Source organism: Aeromonas sp. FDAARGOS 1404 (assembly GCF_019047085.1).
Lineage (GTDB): Bacteria > Pseudomonadota > Gammaproteobacteria > Enterobacterales > Aeromonadaceae > Aeromonas > Aeromonas veronii.
Map to the genome: position 1 here is coordinate 4,164,561 of NZ_CP077237.1, position 20,251 is coordinate 4,184,811.

General features: G+C 56.4%; 6 protein-coding genes. All 6 read left to right on the plus strand.

What is annotated here, in order from left to right:
- Window positions 1-251: 251 nt before the first annotated feature.
- Window positions 252-2,396 (plus strand): type I secretion system permease/ATPase, encoded by a 2,145-nt coding sequence (locus I6L34_RS19410; protein WP_005350980.1) that lies wholly within the window; start codon window positions 252-254, stop codon window positions 2,394-2,396.
- On the plus strand, window positions 2,389-3,822 hold the full coding sequence (locus I6L34_RS19415; protein ID WP_005350982.1) for an HlyD family type I secretion periplasmic adaptor subunit: 1,434 nt from the start codon (window positions 2,389-2,391) through the stop codon (window positions 3,820-3,822). Before I6L34_RS19410 ends, I6L34_RS19415 begins: the two co-directional genes overlap by 8 nt.
- Before the next feature lie 37 nt (window positions 3,823-3,859).
- A complete protein-coding gene (locus I6L34_RS19420; RefSeq protein WP_058059334.1) occupies window positions 3,860-5,176 on the plus strand; it encodes a TolC family outer membrane protein in 1,317 nt (438 codons plus the stop codon).
- Window positions 5,177-5,311: 135 nt separating this feature from the next.
- On the plus strand, window positions 5,312-6,064 hold the full coding sequence (locus I6L34_RS19425; protein ID WP_234781291.1) for a transglutaminase-like cysteine peptidase: 753 nt from the start codon (window positions 5,312-5,314) through the stop codon (window positions 6,062-6,064).
- A 3-nt stretch (window positions 6,065-6,067) separates the two neighbouring features.
- Window positions 6,068-7,993: an EAL domain-containing protein gene (locus I6L34_RS19430; protein WP_058059335.1), complete on the plus strand. Its 1,926-nt coding sequence runs from the start codon at window positions 6,068-6,070 to the stop codon at window positions 7,991-7,993.
- A 254-nt stretch (window positions 7,994-8,247) separates the two neighbouring features.
- Complete coding sequence (locus tag I6L34_RS19435) at window positions 8,248-20,187, plus strand: retention module-containing protein (protein WP_302054754.1); 11,940 nt, start codon at window positions 8,248-8,250, stop codon at window positions 20,185-20,187.
- The last annotated feature ends 64 nt before the right edge of the window (window positions 20,188-20,251 follow it).

Sequence of the window (20,251 nt, forward strand, 5' to 3'; positions counted from 1 at the left end):
AACACCGACATTCACCCTGATTGCAGTGTTAGCATGGTGTTGATGAGCCGATTATTTTTACCAATAACGAATCATGCCGCCATTGCTGCTGTGCCGGGAAATTGGCGATGAGTGTCGCGATCTATCTGGACAGGTTTATCCCCTGATCAGTCTCATCAGCGGGAAGGCCACTCGGTTTTAGCGTGGCTATAGCAGGGAAATATGAGCGATGAACGCTCTTATCTACCTCATTTATGCAGTGACAGGATGCTATGCAAGCAGAAACAAGTCGTATTGATGAGTTATTGGAGTGTCTGGTCTTCTTGACCCGTTTTTATGGTGTGCCCAACAGCCAGGATGCCCTGACGACCGGGTTGCCACTGGTCTCCGGACGCCTGACAACCGCACTCTTTTGCCGTGCTGCCGAGCGGGGCGGGTTATCCGCCCGTGAAGTGATACAGCCACTGGCCGATATTTCTCCCTTGCTGCTGCCTTGTGTATTGCAGATGCGCAGTGGTGGCGCCTGCATTTTGCTGGAGTGGAACGAAGATCGCAGCCAGGGGAAAGTGATTTTCCCGCAGGCCGGTGATGCCGCGCAATGGCTGACCGCAGCCCAATTGGGTGATGAGTATCTGGGACGCCTCTTCTATGTAAAGAAGCAGTTCAAGTTTGACGAGCGCTCGCCCAAGGTACTGGAAACCCGTGATGGACACTGGTTCTGGAGCACCTTGTTCGAATCCCGCGGCATCTATCGCGATGTGCTGATCGCCTCCATTCTGATCAACCTGTTTGCCATCGCCAGTCCGCTCTTTACCATGAATGTTTATGACAAGATTGTGCCCAATCTGGCGTTTGATTCGCTCTGGGTGCTGGCGGTCGGGGCCATGGTGGTCTTTACCTTTGATTTTGTGATGCGGCAGTTGCGCAGTTACTTTATCGATATCGCTGGCAAAAAGTCTGATGTGCTACTGTCCGCCAAGATTTTCGCCAAGGTGATGGGCATGAGGATGGAGTCTCGTCCCGCTTCCACTGGCGCGTTCGCCAAACATCTGCAGGAATTTGAATCGGTGCGGGAGTTTTTCACCTCCGCAACGGTTTCTACTCTTATCGATCTCCCCTTTGCCGTTTTCTTCCTTTTTATTATCTGGATGTTTGCCGGTGTGATGGTGGTGGTCCCCATCGTCGCCATGCTGATCCTCATCGCCTACAGCTTCTATATTCAGGAGCCCCTCAAGCAGTCCATCGAAGAGGGGTCACGCCTTGCGTCCCAGAAGAACGCCAACCTGATTGAAAGTATTTCCGGGCTGGAAACCGTCAAGATTTTCGGCGCCGAGAGCATGTTCCAGCATCGCTGGGAACAGGCCGTCTCCCATATTTCCACCTGGGGCGTACAGACCCGCCGCATTACCAACTCCATGTCCTCACTGGCCAGTTATATCCAGCAGGTGGTGACGGTCGGTCTGGTGATCGTCGGTGTTTACCAGATCTCCGAAGGCTTGGTCACTATGGGGGGCATGATTGCCGCCGTGATGCTCTCCAGTCGTGCCATTGCGCCCATGGTACAACTCTCCGTGTTGTCGACCCGTTATAACCAGGCTAAGTCAGCACTGGATATTCTGGAAAAAATCATGCAAACCCCGGGTGAGCAGGAGGAGGGCAAGCAATATATCCATCATCCGGTGATTGCCGGCCGAATTGAATTCGAAAATGTCTCCTTCAAATATCCGGGAATGGAAACCAGCACCCTGCACAATATCAATTTGCGCATTCAGCCGGGCGAAAAGGTGGCGATTATCGGCCGGATTGGGGCGGGTAAAACGACCCTCGAGAAGTTGTTGATGGGACTGTATCGACCGACCGATGGCTCGGTACGTATCGACGGCTTTGAACTCGATCAACTGCCACCTGCTGTGATCCGTCGCAATATTGGTTGTGTCCCGCAAGATGTCATTCTTTTCTTTGGCTCGGTGCGGGACAACATCATGCTGGGTAATCCGCTGGTGGATGATGTGAGAGTCTTGCGCGCCGCCAAGCGGGCGGGTGTCACCAACTTTACCAACCGGGATCCCAACGGGCTGGATCGGCAGATAGGCGAGGGTGGCCGTCAGCTTTCCGGTGGCCAGCGTCAGTCGATCCTGCTGGCTCGCGCCCTGCTTAATGACCCCCCCATTCTGGTGATGGATGAGCCGACCTCCAACATGGACAACCAGTCCGAGATGCAGGTCAAACAGGAGCTTGCCAGACTGGGCCCGGAAACCACATTGATCCTCATCACTCACAAAACCTCGATGCTGGATGTGGCATCGCGAGTGATCGTTATCGAGCAGGGGCAGATCGTTGCTGATGGCCCCAAAGAGGTGGTGTTACAGCAGTTGAAGGAAGGGAAAGTACGCGTGCAGGAGGTGTCCCATGGTTAAGGGGCTCATGGACTGGTTCAAGCGCAGCAAAAAGACGCCTTCCGGCGAGGTATTGCCGGCACCCGAGCATCTGGAGTTTGTCGATGACGGCGCGGCAGCTGTACTGCTGACCACGCCGACCGGAGCTCGTATCCTGTTGTGGTGCTGTTTCCTCTTTTTCATGAGTGCCATCGTCTGGGCGGCCTGGGCCGAACTGGATGAAGTCACCGTGGGTCAGGGCAAAGTTATTCCGTCCCGTCAGCTGCAGGTGATCCAGAACCTGGAAGGGGGGATCGTCAAAGAGATCTTCGTCAAAGAGGGGGATATCGTCGAAAAGGGGCAGCCGCTGCTGCGCATTGATGACACCCGTTTCCGCTCCGACTTTAGAGAACGGGAGCAAGAGGTAGTCACCCTCAAGGGGGATGTGGCTCGTCTGCGCGCCGAGATGGCCAGCGTCGAGGTGAAAAACGACCCAGCGTTAGGGTGGCGTGAACAGGTCGTGGTAGGCGAAGCGCCAATCCAGTTCCCCGATGGTTATGAAACCGTCTTTGCCGAATATGCGCACCGTGAGCGCTCTGTACAGCGGGATCGCCTCAATAACCTGAAGAACCAGCTCTATATTCTTGGTCAGCAAATCGAACAGAAAGAGCAGGAGCTGATTGAACTGAATGCCAAGATCCGCACCGTGAATCGCAGTGTGGATCTGGCCAGACAGGAACTGAATATTAGCCGTCCGCTGGCGAAAGAGGGCATAGTGCCTCAAGTGGAGCTGATCAAGCTTGAGCGGCAGGTCAACGAGATGCAGGGGGAGCTGGAGAGCAACCGTCTGCTGATCCCAAAACTCAATTCGGTACTGCGTGAGACCATCTCCAAGCGTAATGATATTGCGCTGAAGTTCAGAGCAGACTCCCAGACTGAACTGAATGAGAAACAGGGGCGGCTTGGCCAGTTATCAGAAGGGCAGGTTGGCTTGCGAGACAGGGTCGACCGGACCAGCGTGATTGCTCCGCTCAAGGGCACCATCAAGAAACTCAAGATCAACACCCTGGGCGGCGTGGTTCAGCCCGGCATGGATTTGATGGAGATTGTGCCGCTGGAGGATACCTTGCTGGTAGAAGCCAAGGTGTCACCGAAAGATATCGCCTTCCTGCGACCGGGGCTGGATGCCATCGTCAAAATTACTGCCTACGACTTTACAATCTATGGAGGATTGCATGGCAAGGTTGAACAGATAAGTGCGGATTCGATCCAGGATGAGGAGGGGAACTCCTTTTATCTGGTTCGGGTTCGAACAGAGAAGAGTTACTTGGGCGATGAGCTTAACGCACTTCCCATCATCCCCGGTATGTTAGCCAGTGCTGATATCATTACTGGTAAAAAAAGTGTCCTAGACTATTTGCTTAAGCCGATTTTACGGGCAAAGCAGTCGGCACTGAGAGAACGATAAGCCAACAATCTAAAAACAAAACATGACTGGAGATAACATGAAAAAAACGATTGTTGCCATGCTGGTCAGTGGCTGCATCCTGATCCCGAGTTTGGGTCAGGCCCAGACTCTGGAAGAGTCGGTGGCACAGACACTTGCTACGCATCCCAAGATAAAGGAAGCGTTTGATCTGTATCAGGCACGACTCTATCAGCATGATGGAGCCAAGGGTGGCTATTATCCTACGATCGATCTGCGTGGCGGCGTAGGCTATGAAAAAACTGATAGCCCTTCAACGCGTCGTGATCCAACTAGTGATGACTCGTTGACTCGTAAAGAGGCTGGGCTCAGTCTGCGGCAAATGTTGTTTGATGGCTTTGATGTCAGCAACAATGTCTCCAGAACCGAAGCTGAAGCGAATGCCCAGCGTCTGGCGATGATCTCTGAAGCTGAAAATACCGCGCTGCGAGTAGCTGAGGTCTACCTCAATATGCTGCGTCAGCAGGAGATCCTGGAGCTTTCCAAACAAAACCTGGAAACCCACGAACAGATCCGCAGCGACATCAGCAAGCGGACTGATTCAGGGCTTGGTTCTACTGCGGATCAGACCCAGATTGAAGGTCGTGTTGCCCGAGCCTATTCAAATCAGGCTGCTGCTGAAAACAACTATCGAGATGCAGAGAGTGAATTTATTCGTGTCGTGAACGAGGTACCCAAAGATCTGGTGCAGCCGGTTCCCAATACCGAGCTTATCCCGACCAGCCTCGATAGTGCGCTGAAAACGGCGACCGAAGTCCACCCCACCCTGCTCTCTTCCTTGCAGGATATCGAAGCGGCCAAGTATCAACATGAAGGCGCCAAATCCGGTTTCTACCCGAATGTAACATTCGAGGTCGATCAGAACTGGAATGAGGATATCGATGCGGTCAAAGGGCGCAACGATGATCTGACCGCAATGGTGCGCATGCGTTACAACCTGTTCCGTGGCGGTTCTGATGTGGCAGAGAGCAATGCAACATCGGCGCTCTACTCTCAGGCGAAAGACATTCACTTGAATGCGTTTCGCCAGGTTGAGGAAGGCACTCGTCTGGCCTGGAACGCGAAAGAGTCGCTGGCCAAGCAAAAGACCTTCCTGAAAGAGCATGTTGACGCCAGCTATGACACCGTACAGGCATACAAGAAGCAGTTTGGGTTGGGTCAACGGACATTGCTGGACGTATTGAACACCGAGAACGAACTGTTCGAGGCGCGTCGCAGCTATATCACTGCCGAGTATGATGCACTGCTGGCGGACTATCGCATTCTCAACGCGACAGGCAGTCTGCTCAATGCATTTAGCGTCAAACAACCCGCTGAATGGCAGGCCAGGCAATAACCATTTGCCCATGATCCCGCAGGGAGCATGAACGCCAACATGGTGACTGCTGCTGGTAGTCACCATGTTTGGCTAACGCAGGTGGTTGCACGGGCTTTGAGGAGTGCAGCAGCAATAATGCAGCAGGAATATGATGTGACACTCCAGCGTGGTACTAGTAACAGATGGTGTTATCTTCTTAATGAATGGAGATACAGATCCCTACGCGCTTTGCGCCACTCCTTATGGATCCTGCTGTTACCCTTCTCACTTCTGCTCTGTGCCAGTCAGCCTCTGCCACAGGAAGATCTCAACTTGATCAAACGGGCGGAGCAGACCTATGGCGCCAGAGCCGGCAAGCGTGTAACCAGTTGGCGTATGCTAGTCATGGAGACAAAGGGCAGGGCCCTGAGCGAAGAAAAGAAGCTTGAGCGGGTAAATAATTTTTTCAATCGGATGCGTTTTATTGACGATATCAAGTTGTGGCGCAAAAAGGATTATTGGGCAACCCCGCTAGAATTTTTGGGAGCCGCCGGGGGAGACTGTGAAGATTTCAGTATCGCTAAATACTCTACGCTGCTCGAGCTTGGGATCCCGGATGATAAAATGCGGATGGTGTACGTAAAGGCTCTTGATTACAACCAGTTTCACATGGTGGTGGCATATTATGAGACACCCTCTTCCGTTCCGGTTATTTTGGATAATTTGATAGGCTCGATTCGCCCTGCCACACAGCGGCGTGATTTGGTGCCTATTTACAGTTTTAACGGTAGTCACTTGTGGTTGATGAAGGCACGAGGCCAAGGGGAACTGGCTGGTCAATCATCCCGCTTGGGATTATGGAATGATTTACGCAATCGCATGACCTCGGGGCGATTGGCTCGGCCAGTGGTGAATTTGGATGATTAACCTATGACGCTCTATCGACAGTTATTAGCCACCATGCTGCTGCTGTTTGGATTGTTATTTGCGGCCACATACTGGGTGCAATTCAATTCAACCCGCACTTATCTGGCGCAGCAACAGGAAACAACGGTCATCAATACGGCAACCTCGCTGGGGCTTGCGCTCACCCCCTATCTGGAAAATGGTGACAAAGTCGGTGCCGAGTCGGTGATCCAGGCTATTTTTGATGGCGGCTATTATCGACTTGTTCGCCTTGACCTGCTTGCATCAAAGGATGTCATCGAGCAGGAAAATACCAACAATATTCAGGGGGTGCCGCAGTGGTTTGTGAATTTGGGTCTGTTTCCTGAGGTATCCAACGAGTCAATTCTGACGTCTGGCTGGTTGCAGCTTGGAAAATTAAAAGTAGTGGGTCACCCTGGCCAGGCTTATTACGAGTTGTGGCGGGGGATGAGCGAGCTGGCGAGCTGGTTTCTGGTCGGCTTTTTGATCACCACAATTTTGTTGATGAGAGCACTCAACTACTTGCTCAAGCCACTCAAACAGATCTGTGATCAAGCCGTCGAGATCGAGCTGCACCATTTCGGTCATACGATCCCGGAGCCTAAAACCCATGAATTGAAGCAGGTCGTTCAGGCGATCAACACCCTCTCAAGCAAGTTGGCGTTGCAGTTCAAAGAGCAAGCCGATGAGGCCGAGAAATTGCGTGAGCGGGTTTATGTCGATGCCGTGTCGGGGCTTGGCAACCGAGCCTATTTTGTGGGTCAGGTAAACGCATGGATAGCGGAGGCTGGCCAAGGTGGCGTCATGCTGGTTGCGGTCGACATGCTGGATGATATCTATCGCGATGAAGGCTTTGCTGCCCGTGACAACATGGTCAAATCGATAGCTCAGGCTTTGAAAGAGCAATTAAAAGGGTGGGATGGCGCCGCCTTGGCACGGATCTCCGCGACGGAATATGCGCTGCTCTGTCCAACTGACGATCTGACTCAGCTAAAAGAGTTGGCTGAAGTGATTAATAGTCGCATTGCTGATCTGGTGGTGAATCCAATGGGCGAAGGGGATGCGCTCTCCGTCATTGGTATTGCCGGTCGTGATGGCAATGATGATCTCTCTGCCTTGTTGACCAAAGCCGATAATGCGCTTGGCAAGGCGCGCAATGAACGCCGCGGTGCTGTGGTGATGGAAGGGGGGACTGAGCAAGGTTTGATGGGGCGTTTGGCCTGGCGAGATCTGGTACAAGATGCCATTTCACGTCAACTTTGGCGCTTCAAAGCCCAACCAGCTTGCCGGTTTGATAATGGAGCAAGGTTGCATGCCGAGCTGTTTGCTTCTATCTCTCGGGATGGCACAGATTATTTTGCCGGTCAGTTCTTGCCCGCGATTGAACAGTTCAAATTGGGGGGCGAGTTTGACCAGGCGGTGCTTGATGCTTGCGTTCCATTACTGCAAAAACAGTCTGATCTGGTACTGGCGATCAACATCACTGCTGGCTCGCTCTGCTCGGATGAGTTTTTAACCTGGCTGACGCGCTATCTGACCGAACATGCAGAGCTCAAAGAGCGGTTGTTATTTGAAATACCTGAAGCTGCCATCATGAAACATAAAGACAACGTGGCTGCGTTGGTGGGCACCTTGCAAGCTCATGGCTTCCAGTGGGGGGTTGACCACTATGGTCGTCACTTCCAGTCTCTGGGCTATCTGGAGGAGCTGTCGCCGGCTTATGTCAAGGTCGATCACGGTTATACCAGTCAGGTCATGGAGCCGGGGGCAGACACCTCATTCCTGGCGGCTGTGTGTCGCGCCGCACACAATGCCGGTGTGACCACCATTGCGACCCGCGTCGAGGATCAACATCAAGTGGAACTGCTTTCCAAGTTGCATATCGATGGTTACCAGGGATTTGTTCATCCCGCCTTCCCATTGCCTTGAATTAAATGGCCCCGATAGGGGCCTTTTTTATACCAGTCACTTCTCTTTTCGCCATTTTTCTATAACAAACTCAAGGTCAGCCTTGAATGGGGCTGTATCTAGGGTTCTGATTTGTATTAAGAAATACCAACTCTTCGATTTTTTTCCGTCCATTTGTTGAATTCCTCTCGAACGTGCGCTTTTTTGCAACGGAACAGCGCGCTATCTCCTTCTACGGTGTAGACATCAAGATCTGTCACCTTGGAGCAATGGATATGCGTACCCAAATCATCGACAAGTCCGTGGTTGTCTCAGCTATAGAAGGCAATGTGGAGATTGTGCTGGCTGATGGAAGCAGCCGTCCTCTGCAAAAAGGGGAAATTCTCCAACCCGGAGCAAAATTGGCCATAGCTGATGACGCCAAGCTGGCTCTTTACCCTTATGACGATACTCCAGCATCGGATGTTCCGGCAGGTTCCGAGTCCGCTGAACCTGCTCAACCGCAAGTGGCGGCTAGCCAGGAAGGCGCACCTTCAGATATTGCCGCATTGCAAGAATCGATTCTGCAGGGTGTTGACCCGACTCAAAACTTTGAGGCTTCTGCTGCTGGTGGGGCACCAGCGGCCGGTGGTGGTGGCGGTATTGGTGGGGTTGCGGGGGCCAGTGGTAATGGTGGTTTCGTCACAATTGATCGAACTGGTGATGCCACGATAGCGGCTGCAGGGTTTGATACCACCTACGATACGGCCGCTGTCATCAATGAAAATCAGGCCGAAGATTTGATTCTTGAAAATCAGCTTGATGATTTGGGCGAAACCGCCGTGACCCTGGAAGACACTCAGGTCAGTGGGAATTTGCTCGACAATAGTACCAATCCAGATGGACCTGCTGATGCCTCTATCGTTTCATATGACTGGGGTATCAATATCGGAGTCCCTGCCGGTGTTGCTGCCACTATTACCGGAGTGGGCACGCTGATCATCAATCCGGATGGGAACTATACCTTTACTCCTGCTCCTAACTATGATGGCGCAGTTCCCCCGGTGAGCTATCAGGTAACTGATGGCCAGGAGACAGTGACTTCAACACTCGTTATCTCCATTACTCCGGTAGATGAGGAGGTAAGTCTTGATGGGCTTACTCAGGAAGGGGGAGAGGTGTTGGTCAGTGATGCCAACCTGGTCGACGGTTCGGCACCTAACGCTGCCGCGTTAACTCAAAGTGGGGTGTTTACCTTTAATGCCCCTGATGGTGTGCAAACGCTGGCAATCGGGGCGATCCAGTTGATCAGCAATGGCACCGTGATTGCTCTGCCTGTATCCATTGAGACTCCGCTTGGCAATGGATTGCAAATCACTGCAATAACCTACGATCCCGTTACCGGTAACGGCAGTGTCTCCTACAGCTATACCCTCCTTGATAACGAGGCCCATCAACAACCCGCGTTTGATCTGCAATTGGGTGAGAGTCTCGCTGTGACCTTGACCGATGATGACGGTGATACAACCAGTGCAACGCTGGACATCGTTATTCAGGATGATGTGCCGACCCAGGATGTGGGGGTGGCCGAAGAGGCTAATTTGGGTGGATTGTCGGTCAGTCTGGACGAGACGGTTGGCAAAGAGGATACCTACAGCGAAAGTGATGTGAATGACGGCTATGTCAGTGATGACGTAGAGGGTGCACTGGCCCGGGCTACAACTGCGATTGAAGGTGGTCTGCTGTCACTGTTTACCAGCAGTGGCAGCTACGGTGCTGATGGTGCAGGTAGCATCACCGGCAGTTTCAGCTTTGTCGGAATTGGCGAGGCGGGGGTTGCCACCAACCTGTCGGCCACCAAAGGTGGTGCGATTACCCTCAATGCAGCGAGCGCGACCGAGCTGCAAGGGGTTGATGGTGAAGGAGGTGTGGTCTTCAGCATCAAGATTGTGGTGGTAGATGGGGTATCCCAACTGCAGACCACCCAGTTTGAAGCCTTGTCTCATGACGACTCCGGTTTGTTTGATGAATCACTGTCGCTGCTGCTCAGTGGGCAGAACAGTCTGGAACTGCAATACAGCGTGACCCGTGTGGACGGAGATGGCGATAGCGTGACCGACAGTGCCACTGTCACTCTGATTGCAGGCGAGCGGTCGGTATTCAGCTTCGATGATGATGGCCCGACTCTGAGTGTCAGTGCCGAGGCCTCGGAAGGGGAACTGGCGGCCCTGCAGGTCAGCTTGGATGAGAGCGTCGGGGACGACCGAGCGGCGCCTGGTGAGACCGCCGATGGTAATGATGACGATACCGGTCCGGGCCTGGCCCAGGTGTACAGCAGCGTCAGTGGCGGACTGGCCAGCCTGTTTGCCCAAAGTGGCGTCAGCTATGGCTCGGACGGTGTGGGTAGCACCACCGCCAGCCTGAGCTTCGTGGGGGTACCGGTGGGGGGGCTGGCGACCAATCTGAGCTCGACTGCGGGGGGGGCAATCACCCTGTTCCTGGAGGGGGGGAACCTGGTGGGTCGCGATGCCAATGGTGGCGACCCGGTGTTCACGATCAAGATCGTCAATGTGGCCGATGCCGGCGACCCGCCGGTCTACCAACTGGAAACCACCTTGTACGAAGCGCTGGACCATGATGATAACGCCACCTTTGACGAGGCGGTAAACCTGTTGCTGAGCCAGGACGGCGCTGTGCAGCTGCAGTACAGCGTGACCGTGGTGGATGGTGATGGTGACAGTGTGACCGACAGTGCCACTGTCAGTTTGATTGCGGGCGAGCGGTCAGTATTCAGCTTCGATGATGATGGCCCGACTCTGAGTGTCAGTGCCGAGGCCTCGGAAGTGGAACTGGCGGCCCTGCAGGTCAGCCTGGATGAGAGCGTCGGGGACGACCGTGCAGCATCTGGTGAGACCGCTGATGGTAATGACGACGATACCGGTCCGGGCCTGGCCCAGGTGTACAGCAGCGTCAGTGGCGGACTGGCCAGCCTGTTTGCCCAAAGTGGCGTCAGCTATGGCTCGGACGGTGTGGGTAGCACCACCGCCAGCCTGAGCTTCGTGGGGGTACCGGGGGGGGGGCTGGCGACCAATCTGAGCTCGACTGCGGGGGGGGCAATCACCCTGTTCCTGGAGGGGGGGAACCTGGTGGGTCGCGATGCCAATGGTGGCGACCCGGTGTTCACGATCAAGATCGTCAATGTGGCCGATGCCGGCGACACGCCGGTCTACCAACTGGAAACCACCTTGTACGAAGCGCTGGACCATGATGATAACGCCACCTTTGACGAGGCGGTAAACCTGTTGCTGAGCCAGGACGGCGCTGTGCAGCTGCAGTACAGCGTGACCGTGGTGGATGGTGATGGCGATAGCGTGACCGACAGTGCCACTGTCACTCTGATTGCAGGCGAGCGGTCGGTATTCAGCTTCGATGATGATGGCCCGACTCTGAGTGTCAGTGCCGAGGCCTCGGAAGTGGAACTGGCGGCCCTGCAGGTCAGCTTGGATGAGAGCGTCGGGGACGACCGAGCGGCGCCTGGTGAGACCGCCGATGGTAATGATGACGATACCGGTCCGGGCCTGGCCCAGGTGTACAGCAGCGTCAGTGGCGGACTGGCCAGCCTGTTTGCCCAAAGTGGCGTCAGCTATGGCTCGGACGGTGTGGGTAGCACCACCGCCAGCCTGAGCTTCGTGGGGGTACCGGTGGGGGGGCTGGCGACCAATCTGAGCTCGACTGCGGGGGGGGCAATCACCCTGTTCCTGGAGGGGGGGAACCTGGTGGGTCGCGATGCCAATGGTGGCGACCCGGTGTTCACGATCAAGATCGTCAATGTGGCCGATGCCGGCGACCCGCCGGTCTACCAACTGGAAACCACCTTGTACGAAGCGCTGGACCATGATGATAACGCCACCTTTGACGAGGCGGTAAACCTGTTGCTGAGCCAGGACGGCGCTGTGCAGCTGCAGTACAGCGTGACCGTGGTGGATGGTGATGGTGACAGTGTGACCGACAGTGCCACTGTCAGTTTGATTGCGGGCGAGCGGTCAGTATTCAGCTTCGATGATGATGGCCCGACTCTGAGTGTCAGTGCCGAGGCCTCGGAAGTGGAACTGGCGGCCCTGCAGGTCAGCTTGGATGAGAGCGTCGGGGACGACCGAGCGGCGCCTGGTGAGACCGCCGATGGTAATGATGACGATACCGGTCCGGGCCTGGCCCAGGTGTACAGCAGCGTCAGTGGCGGACTGGCCAGCCTGTTTGCCCAAAGTGGCGTCAGCTATGGCTCGGACGGTGTGGGTAGCACCACCGCCAGCCTGAGCTTCGTGGGGGTACCGGTGGGGGGGCTGGCGACCAATCTGAGCTCGACTGCGGGGGGGGCAATCACCCTGTTCCTGGAGGGGGGGAACCTGGTGGGTCGCGATGCCAATGGTGGCGACCCGGTGTTCACGATCAAGATCGTCAATGTGGCCGATGCCGGCGACCCGCCGGTCTACCAACTGGAAACCACCTTGTACGAAGCGCTGGACCATGATGATAACGCCACCTTTGACGAGGCGGTAAACCTGTTGCTGAGCCAGGACGGCGCTGTGCAGCTGCAGTACAGCGTGACCGTGGTGGATGGTGATGGTGACAGTGTGACCGACAGTGCCACTGTCAGTTTGATTGCGGGCGAGCGGTCAGTATTCAGCTTCGATGATGATGGCCCGACTCTGAGTGTCAGTGCCGAGGCCTCGGAAGTGGAACTGGCGGCCCTGCAGGTCAGCTTGGATGAGAGCGTCGGGGACGACCGAGCGGCGCCTGGTGAGACCGCCGATGGTAATGATGACGATACCGGTCCGGGCCTGGCCCAGGTGTACAGCAGCGTCAGTGGCGGACTGGCCAGCCTGTTTGCCCAAAGTGGCGTCAGCTATGGCTCGGACGGTGTGGGTAGCACCACCGCCAGCCTGAGCTTCGTGGGGGTACCGGTGGGGGGGCTGGCGACCAATCTGAGCTCGACTGCGGGGGGGGCAATCACCCTGTTCCTGGAGGGGGGGAACCTGGTGGGTCGCGATGCCAATGGTGGCGACCCGGTGTTCACGATCAAGATCGTCAATGTGGCCGATGCCGGCGACCCGCCGGTCTACCAACTGGAAACCACCTTGTACGAAGCGCTGGACCATGATGATAACGCCACCTTTGACGAGGCGGTAAACCTGTTGCTGAGCCAGGACGGCGCTGTGCAGCTGCAGTACAGCGTGACCGTGGTGGATGGTGATGGTGACAGTGTGACCGACAGTGCCACTGTCAGTTTGATTGCGGGCGAGCGGTCAGTATTCAGCTTCGATGATGATGGCCCGACTCTGAGTGTCAGTGCCGAGGCCTCGGAAGTGGAACTGGCGGCCCTGCAGGTCAGCTTGGATGAGAGCGTCGGGGACGACCGAGCGGCGCCTGGTGAGACCGCCGATGGTAATGATGACGATACCGGTCCGGGCCTGGCCCAGGTGTACAGCAGCGTCAGTGGCGGACTGGCCAGCCTGTTTGCCCAAAGTGGCGTCAGCTATGGCTCGGACGGTGTGGGTAGCACCACCGCCAGCCTGAGCTTCGTGGGGGTACCGGTGGGGGGGCTGGCGACCAATCTGAGCTCGACTGCGGGGGGGGCAATCACCCTGTTCCTGGAGGGGGGGAACCTGGTGGGTCGCGATGCCAATGGTGGCGACCCGGTGTTCACGATCAAGATCGTCAATGTGGCCGATGCCGGCGACCCGCCGGTCTACCAACTGGAAACCACCTTGTACGAAGCGCTGGACCATGATGATAACGCCACCTTTGACGAGGCGGTAAACCTGTTGCTGAGCCAGGACGGCGCTGTGCAGCTGCAGTACAGCGTGACCGTGGTGGATGGTGATGGTGACAGTGTGACCGACAGTGCCACTGTCAGTTTGATTGCGGGCGAGCGGTCAGTATTCAGCTTCGATGATGATGGCCCGACTCTGAGTGTCAGTGCCGAGGCCTCGGAAGGGGAACTGGCGGCCCTGCAGGTCAGCCTGGATGAGAGCGTCGGGGACGACCGTGCAGCATCTGGTGAGACCGCTGATGGTAATGACGACGATACCGGTCCGGGCCAGGCCCAGGTGTACAGCAGCGTCAGTGGCGGACTGGCCAGCCTGTTTGCCCAAAGTGGCGTCAGCTATGGCTCGGACGGTGTGGGTAGCACCACCGCCAGCCTGAGCTTCGTGGGGGTACCGGTGGGGGGGCTGGCGACCAATCTGAGCTCGACTGCGGGGGGGGCAATCACCCTGTTCCTGGAGGGGGGGAACCTGGTGGGTCGCGATGCCAATGGTGGCGACCCGGTGTTCACGATCAAGATCGTCAATGTGGCCGATGCCGGCGACCCGCCGGTCTACCAACTGGAAACCACCTTGTACGAAGCGCTGGACCATGATGATAACGCCACCTTTGACGAGGCGGTAAACCTGTTGCTGAGCCAGGACGGCGCTGTGCAGCTGCAGTACAGCGTGACCGTGGTGGATGGTGATGGCGATAGCGTGACCGACAGTGCCACTGTCACTCTGATTGCAGGCGAGCGGTCGGTATTCAGCTTCGATGATGATGGCCCGACTCTGAGTGTCAGTGCCGAGGCCTCGGAAGTGGAACTGGCGGCCCTGCAGGTCAGCTTGGATGAGAGCGTCGGGGACGACCGAGCGGCGCCTGGTGAGACCGCCGATGGTAATGGCGACGATACCGGTCCGGGCCAGGCCCAGGTGTACAGCAGCGTCAGTGGCGGACTGGCCAGCCTGTTTGCCCAAAGTGGCGTCAGCTATGGCTCGGACGGTGTGGGTAGCACCACCGCCAGCCTGAGCTTCGTGGGGGTACCGGTGGGGGGGCTGGCGACCAATCTGAGCTCGACTGCGGGGGGGGCAATCACCCTGTTCCTGGAGGGGGGGAACCTGGTGGGTCGCGATGCCAATGGTGGCGACCCGGTGTTCACGATCAAGATCGTCAATGTGGCCGATGCCGGCGACCCGCCGGTCTACCAACTGGAAACCACCTTGTACGAAGCGCTGGACCATGATGATAACGCCACCTTTGACGAGGCGGTAAACCTGTTGCTGAGCCAGGACGGCGCTGTGCAGCTGCAGTACAGCGTGACCGTGGTGGATGGTGATGGCGATAGCGTGACCGACAGTGCCACTGTCACTCTGATTGCAGGCGAGCGGTCGGTATTCAGCTTCGATGATGATGGCCCGACTCTGAGTGTCAGTGCCGAGGCCTCGGAAGTGGAACTGGCGGCCCTGCAGGTCAGCTTGGATGAGAGCGTCGGGGACGACCGAGCGGCGCCTGGTGAGACCGCCGATGGTAATGGCGACGATACCGGTCCGGGCCTGGCCCAGGTGTACAGCAGCGTCAGTGGCGGACTGGCCAGCCTGTTTGCCCAAAGTGGCGTCAGCTATGGCTCGGACGGTGTGGGTAGCACCACCGCCAGCCTGAGCTTCGTGGGGGTACCGGTGGGGGGGCTGGCGACCAATCTGAGCTCGACTGCGGGGGGGGCAATCACCCTGTTCCTGGAGGGGGGGAACCTGGTGGGTCGCGATGCCAATGGTGGCGACCCGGTGTTCACGATCAAGATCGTCAATGTGGCCGATGCCGGCGACCCGCCGGTCTACCAACTGGAAACCACCTTGTACGAAGCGCTGGACCATGATGATAACGCCACCTTTGACGAGGCGGTAAACCTGTTGCTGAGCCAGGACGGCGCTGTGCAGCTGCAGTACAGCGTGACCGTGGTGGATGGTGATGGCGATAGCGTGACCGACAGTGCCACTGTCACTCTGATTGCAGGCGAGCGGTCGGTATTCAGCTTCGATGATGATGGCCCGACTCTGAGTGTCAGTGCCGAGGCCTCGGAAGTGGAACTGGCGGCCCTGCAGGTCAGCTTGGATGAGAGCGTCGGGGACGACCGAGCGGCGCCTGGTGAGACCGCCGATGGTAATGATGACGATACCGGTCCGGGCCTGGCCCAGGTGTACAGCAGCGTCAGTGGCGGACTGGCCAGCCTGTTTGCCCAAAGTGGCGTCAGCTATGGCTCGGACGGTGTGGGTAGCACCACCGCCAGCCTGAGCTTCGTGGGGGTACCGGTGGGGGGGCTGGCGACCAATCTGAGCTCGACTGCGGGGGGGGCAATCACCCTGTTCCTGGAGGGGGGGAACCTGGTGGGTCGCGATGCCAATGGTGGCGACCCGGTGTTCACGATCAAGATCGTCAATGTGGCCGATGCCGGCGACCCGCCGGTCTACCAACTGGAAACCACCTTGTACGAAGCGCTGGACCATGATGATAACGCCACCTTTGACGAGGCGGTAAACCTGTTGCTGAGCCAGGACGGCGCTGTGCAGCTGCAGTACTGCGTGACCGTGGTGGATGGTGATGGTGACAGCCTCACCCGTTCAGCGACCGTGGATCTGATCAGCCGCAGCACAGATGAACAAGAGGTGGTCAGCCAGAGCAGTGTGTTCAGCTTCGATGATGACGGCCCAGGTGTGACGGCGATGACGCTGGCAAGCAGTGTCACCACCGATGAATCGACCCAGCTGGGTGTCACCGTGACCAGCGTTGCGTCGATCTTCAGTGGTGGCGTGGGCAGTACAGGCGTGGACGGCGGCACGACCGATGTGTCGCTGCGTATTGATGTGGCGGCCAGCGGGCTGGTGACCACGGTGGGCAACAAGGCCATCACCCTGGTGGCGGACGGTGCTGACAGCGACATCGTGTACGGCAAGTTTGACAGCGATGGTAACGGTAGCCTGGACAGCAACGCATTCAAGCTGGAGATAGGGGAAGACGGCAAACTGAGCGTGACCCAGTTTGTAGCTATCAAACATCCGGATAGCCCGACCAACTATGACGAGCCGGTAGACCTGGCAGGCAAGCTGTCGGCGGTGGTGACCACCACCGATGGTGATGGTGATGTGGCGAGCAAGAGCGTGAGCATCGGTGCTGGCGTCAAGTTCGAGGACGACGGTCCGAGCGTGACGGCGATGACGCTGGCAGGCAGTGTCACCACCGATGAATCGACCCAGCTGGGTGTCACCGTGACCAGCGTTGCGTCGATCTTCAGTGGTGGCGTGGGCAGTACAGGCGTGGACGGCGGCACGACCGATGTGTCGCTGCGTATTGATGTGGCGGCCAGCGGGCTGGTGACCACGGTGGGCAACAAGGCCATCACCCTGGTGGCGGACGGTGCTGACAGCGACATCGTGTACGGCAAGTTTGACAGCGATGGTAACGGTAGCCTGGACAGCAACGCATTCAAGCTGGAGATAGGGGAAGACGGCAAACTGAGCGTGACCCAGTTTGTAGCTATCAAACATCCGGATAGCCCGACCAACTATGACGAGCCGGTAGACCTGGCAGGCAAGCTGTCGGCGGTGGTGACCACCACCGATGGTGATGGTGATGTGGCGAGCAAGAGCGTGAGCATCGGCGCAGGCGTCAAGTTCGAGGACGACGGTCCGAGCGTGACGGCGATGACGCTGGCAGGCAGTGTCACCACCGATGAATCGACCCAGCTGGGTGTCACCGTGACCAGCGTTGCGTCGATCTTCAGTGGTGGCGTGGGCAGTACAGGCGTGGACGGTGGCACGACCGATGTGTCGCTGCGTATTGATGTGGCGGCCTGCGGGCTGGTGACCACGGTGGGCAACAAGGCCATCACCCTGGTGGCGGACGGTGCTGACAGCGACATCGTGTACGGCAAGTTTGACAGCGATGGTAACGGTAGCCTGGACAGCAACGCATTCAAGCTGGAGATAGGGGAAGACGGCAAACTGAGCGTGACCCAGTTTGTAGCTATCAAACATCCGGATAGCCCGACCAACTATGACGAGCCGGTAGACCTGGCAGGCAAGCTGTCGGCGGTGGTGACCACCACCGATGGTGATGGTGATGTGGCGAGCAAGAGCGTGAGCATCGGTGCTGGCGTCAAGTTCGAGGACGACGGTCCGAGTGCTGTGGCTGATACCATTACCAGTGGCACTAATGGCACTGTCAACCTGGTGTTGGTTCTCGATAGCTCAGGCAGTATTGGTGATACCAATATGCAGGTTATCAAGGATGCTGTAACGAATCTGATGAACAGCTATGGCAACTCGTTGGTCAAGGTTATGCTGGTTGATTTTGCGGGCTCTGCCACCGTCAAGAGTGTCGGTAGTCAGGTATGGCTGACTAAGGACCAGGCGACTGGTCAGCTGACAACTATCTCTTCCGGTGGTTCGACAGACTACGATGATGCCTTGCAAGCGGTACAGGACAACTATGGAACACCGCCTTCGGCTGATAATACCTTTGTATTTTTCATCTCGGATGGTGTGCCCAGTTCGACCGATGACGCTATTAACACCGCAGAGCGCAATGACTGGACGAATTTCCTGACGCAAAAAGGTATTGATGGTGCCTATGCCGTGGGAATTGGCTCAACCAGCGTGCTTGATGCCGACTTGCAAAGTGTCGCCTGGTCACCTAGTGGTGCTCACAACAGCAATGTGGTGGTGATCAATACCGCGGGTCAGCTGTCGGGAACTCTGACCAACCTGACGCAGGTAATCGATGGTAATGTCACAGCCAATGACAGTGCCGGTGCTGATGGTTTCGCTACGCCCAAGTTGGTTTCTGTGGAGTACAACGGAACAACCTACACCTTTAATAACAGCAATACCTCTTTCTCTATCGCACTGGGTACCAATAAGGGCACCCTATACATTGAAAATGATGGTGATTACCGATTCACACCACCATCAGGAGGTGCTGAGGGGGCTCCTGTCGAGATCACTTACAAGATCAAGGATGGCGACGGTGATACCAGCAGTGCCAAGTTGACCATTATCAATCCGGTCCTGGTGGTTGGTAGCAATGCCAATGACACTGGTTCTGGGGCAAGCACGGCCATTGACGATCACGTTCGTCCCAACCCTCTTCTTGCTCCGGATGTGGATGGGGCAATAGTGGGTGGAGTTGGGGCAGATGTATTGATCGGTGATGTTGGCGGAGTGACTTCGGGTAGTTACAACCTGACATTCATGATTGATATGTCGGGAAGTATTAGCGGCACTGAATTCCAGCTCATGAAAGATGCCATCAATAACTTGCTGGCCAAGTTCAGTGGCATATCACAGTTGCAAGTCGAGATTGGTACGTTTGCAGATAATAGCAACGTTGTGGGTACCTATTCCTCGGTTACCGCTGCTCAGCAGGCTGTCAGTAATCTAACTCGCTCAGGGGGGGGGACCAACTATCAGGCTGCGTTGACAACTCTTAATACCATGATGACCGGGGATCCTGTCGCGGATCATAAGTATGTCTACTTCCTCACGGACGGGGAGCCAACTGTTGGAAGCTGGACCAATTCAACCCAGATTGCTAACGGTATGGCAGCCCTGAATGCGTTGACGGCTCCTGGGGTGGTGATTAATGCGGTCGGGATTGGGGTGCCATCAGGTGCATCATTTGGCAATAACCTCAATGCGATTGATAACACGCCAGACAACTACCTCGCCGTAGACAACTTTGATGACCTGTCCAGTGGCTTGGGTTCGCTCTTTACCGCTGTTAGTGTCGGCTCTGACCTGTTGCAGGGCGGTGCAGGCAACGACGTGATTTTTGGTGACAGCGTTCATGCGGACAATGTGGATGGTGGCTGGTTCGAGTTTGTGGCAGACAATCCGGGCAAGAGTGGTGGGCAACTGCTCAACGAACTTTACAGTCGGCATGCAGTGTATGGTAAGGAGGGGGCTGTCGGTGGCGATGATACCCTTGAAGGTGGCGACGGTAATGATGTGCTTTATGGCCAAAAAGGGAATGACATCCTGATTGGCGGTGACGGTATCGATATTCTGATTGGTGGGACCGGGTCTGACACCCTCACTGGGGGGGCTGGCAAGGACACCTTCAAGTGGGGCGCTGGAGATGTTGGTGGCACCGATGTGATCAAGGACTTCACCACTGGAACTGGCGGTGATGTGCTGGATATCAGCGAACTGCTTACTGGTGAACATGCCAACTCTAGTTCGCTTGATGCGTACCTCAATTTCAGTAGTGATGGGCCAGGCACAAACAAATCAACATTGACTATTGATTTGGATGGTACGAATGGAGGAACCACCCACGTCATAAAATTTGACAGTATTGACTTGACGACCCTGGGTAACAGTGACTTGCAGATTATTCAGAAGTTGCTGGATGACGGTAACTTGAAGGTTGATCCGTAACCTTGTCTTGGGGCCGGGCTTGCCTGGCCCCTGTTTTTTCCCCAAGGGGATGGATAAGATAGCG

Excerpts from the sequence above, each read along its gene's own strand:
- I6L34_RS19430 (WP_058059335.1), top strand. The coding sequence starts at position 6,068 with ATGACGCTCTATCGACAGTTATTAGCCACCATGCTGCTGCTGTTTGGA.
- I6L34_RS19410 (WP_005350980.1), top strand. The coding sequence starts at position 252 with ATGCAAGCAGAAACAAGTCGTATTGATGAGTTATTGGAGTGTCTGGTC.
- I6L34_RS19415 (WP_005350982.1), top strand. The coding sequence starts at position 2,389 with ATGGTTAAGGGGCTCATGGACTGGTTCAAGCGCAGCAAAAAGACGCCT.
- I6L34_RS19435 (WP_302054754.1), top strand. The coding sequence starts at position 8,248 with ATGCGTACCCAAATCATCGACAAGTCCGTGGTTGTCTCAGCTATAGAA.
- I6L34_RS19420 (WP_058059334.1), top strand. The coding sequence starts at position 3,860 with ATGAAAAAAACGATTGTTGCCATGCTGGTCAGTGGCTGCATCCTGATC.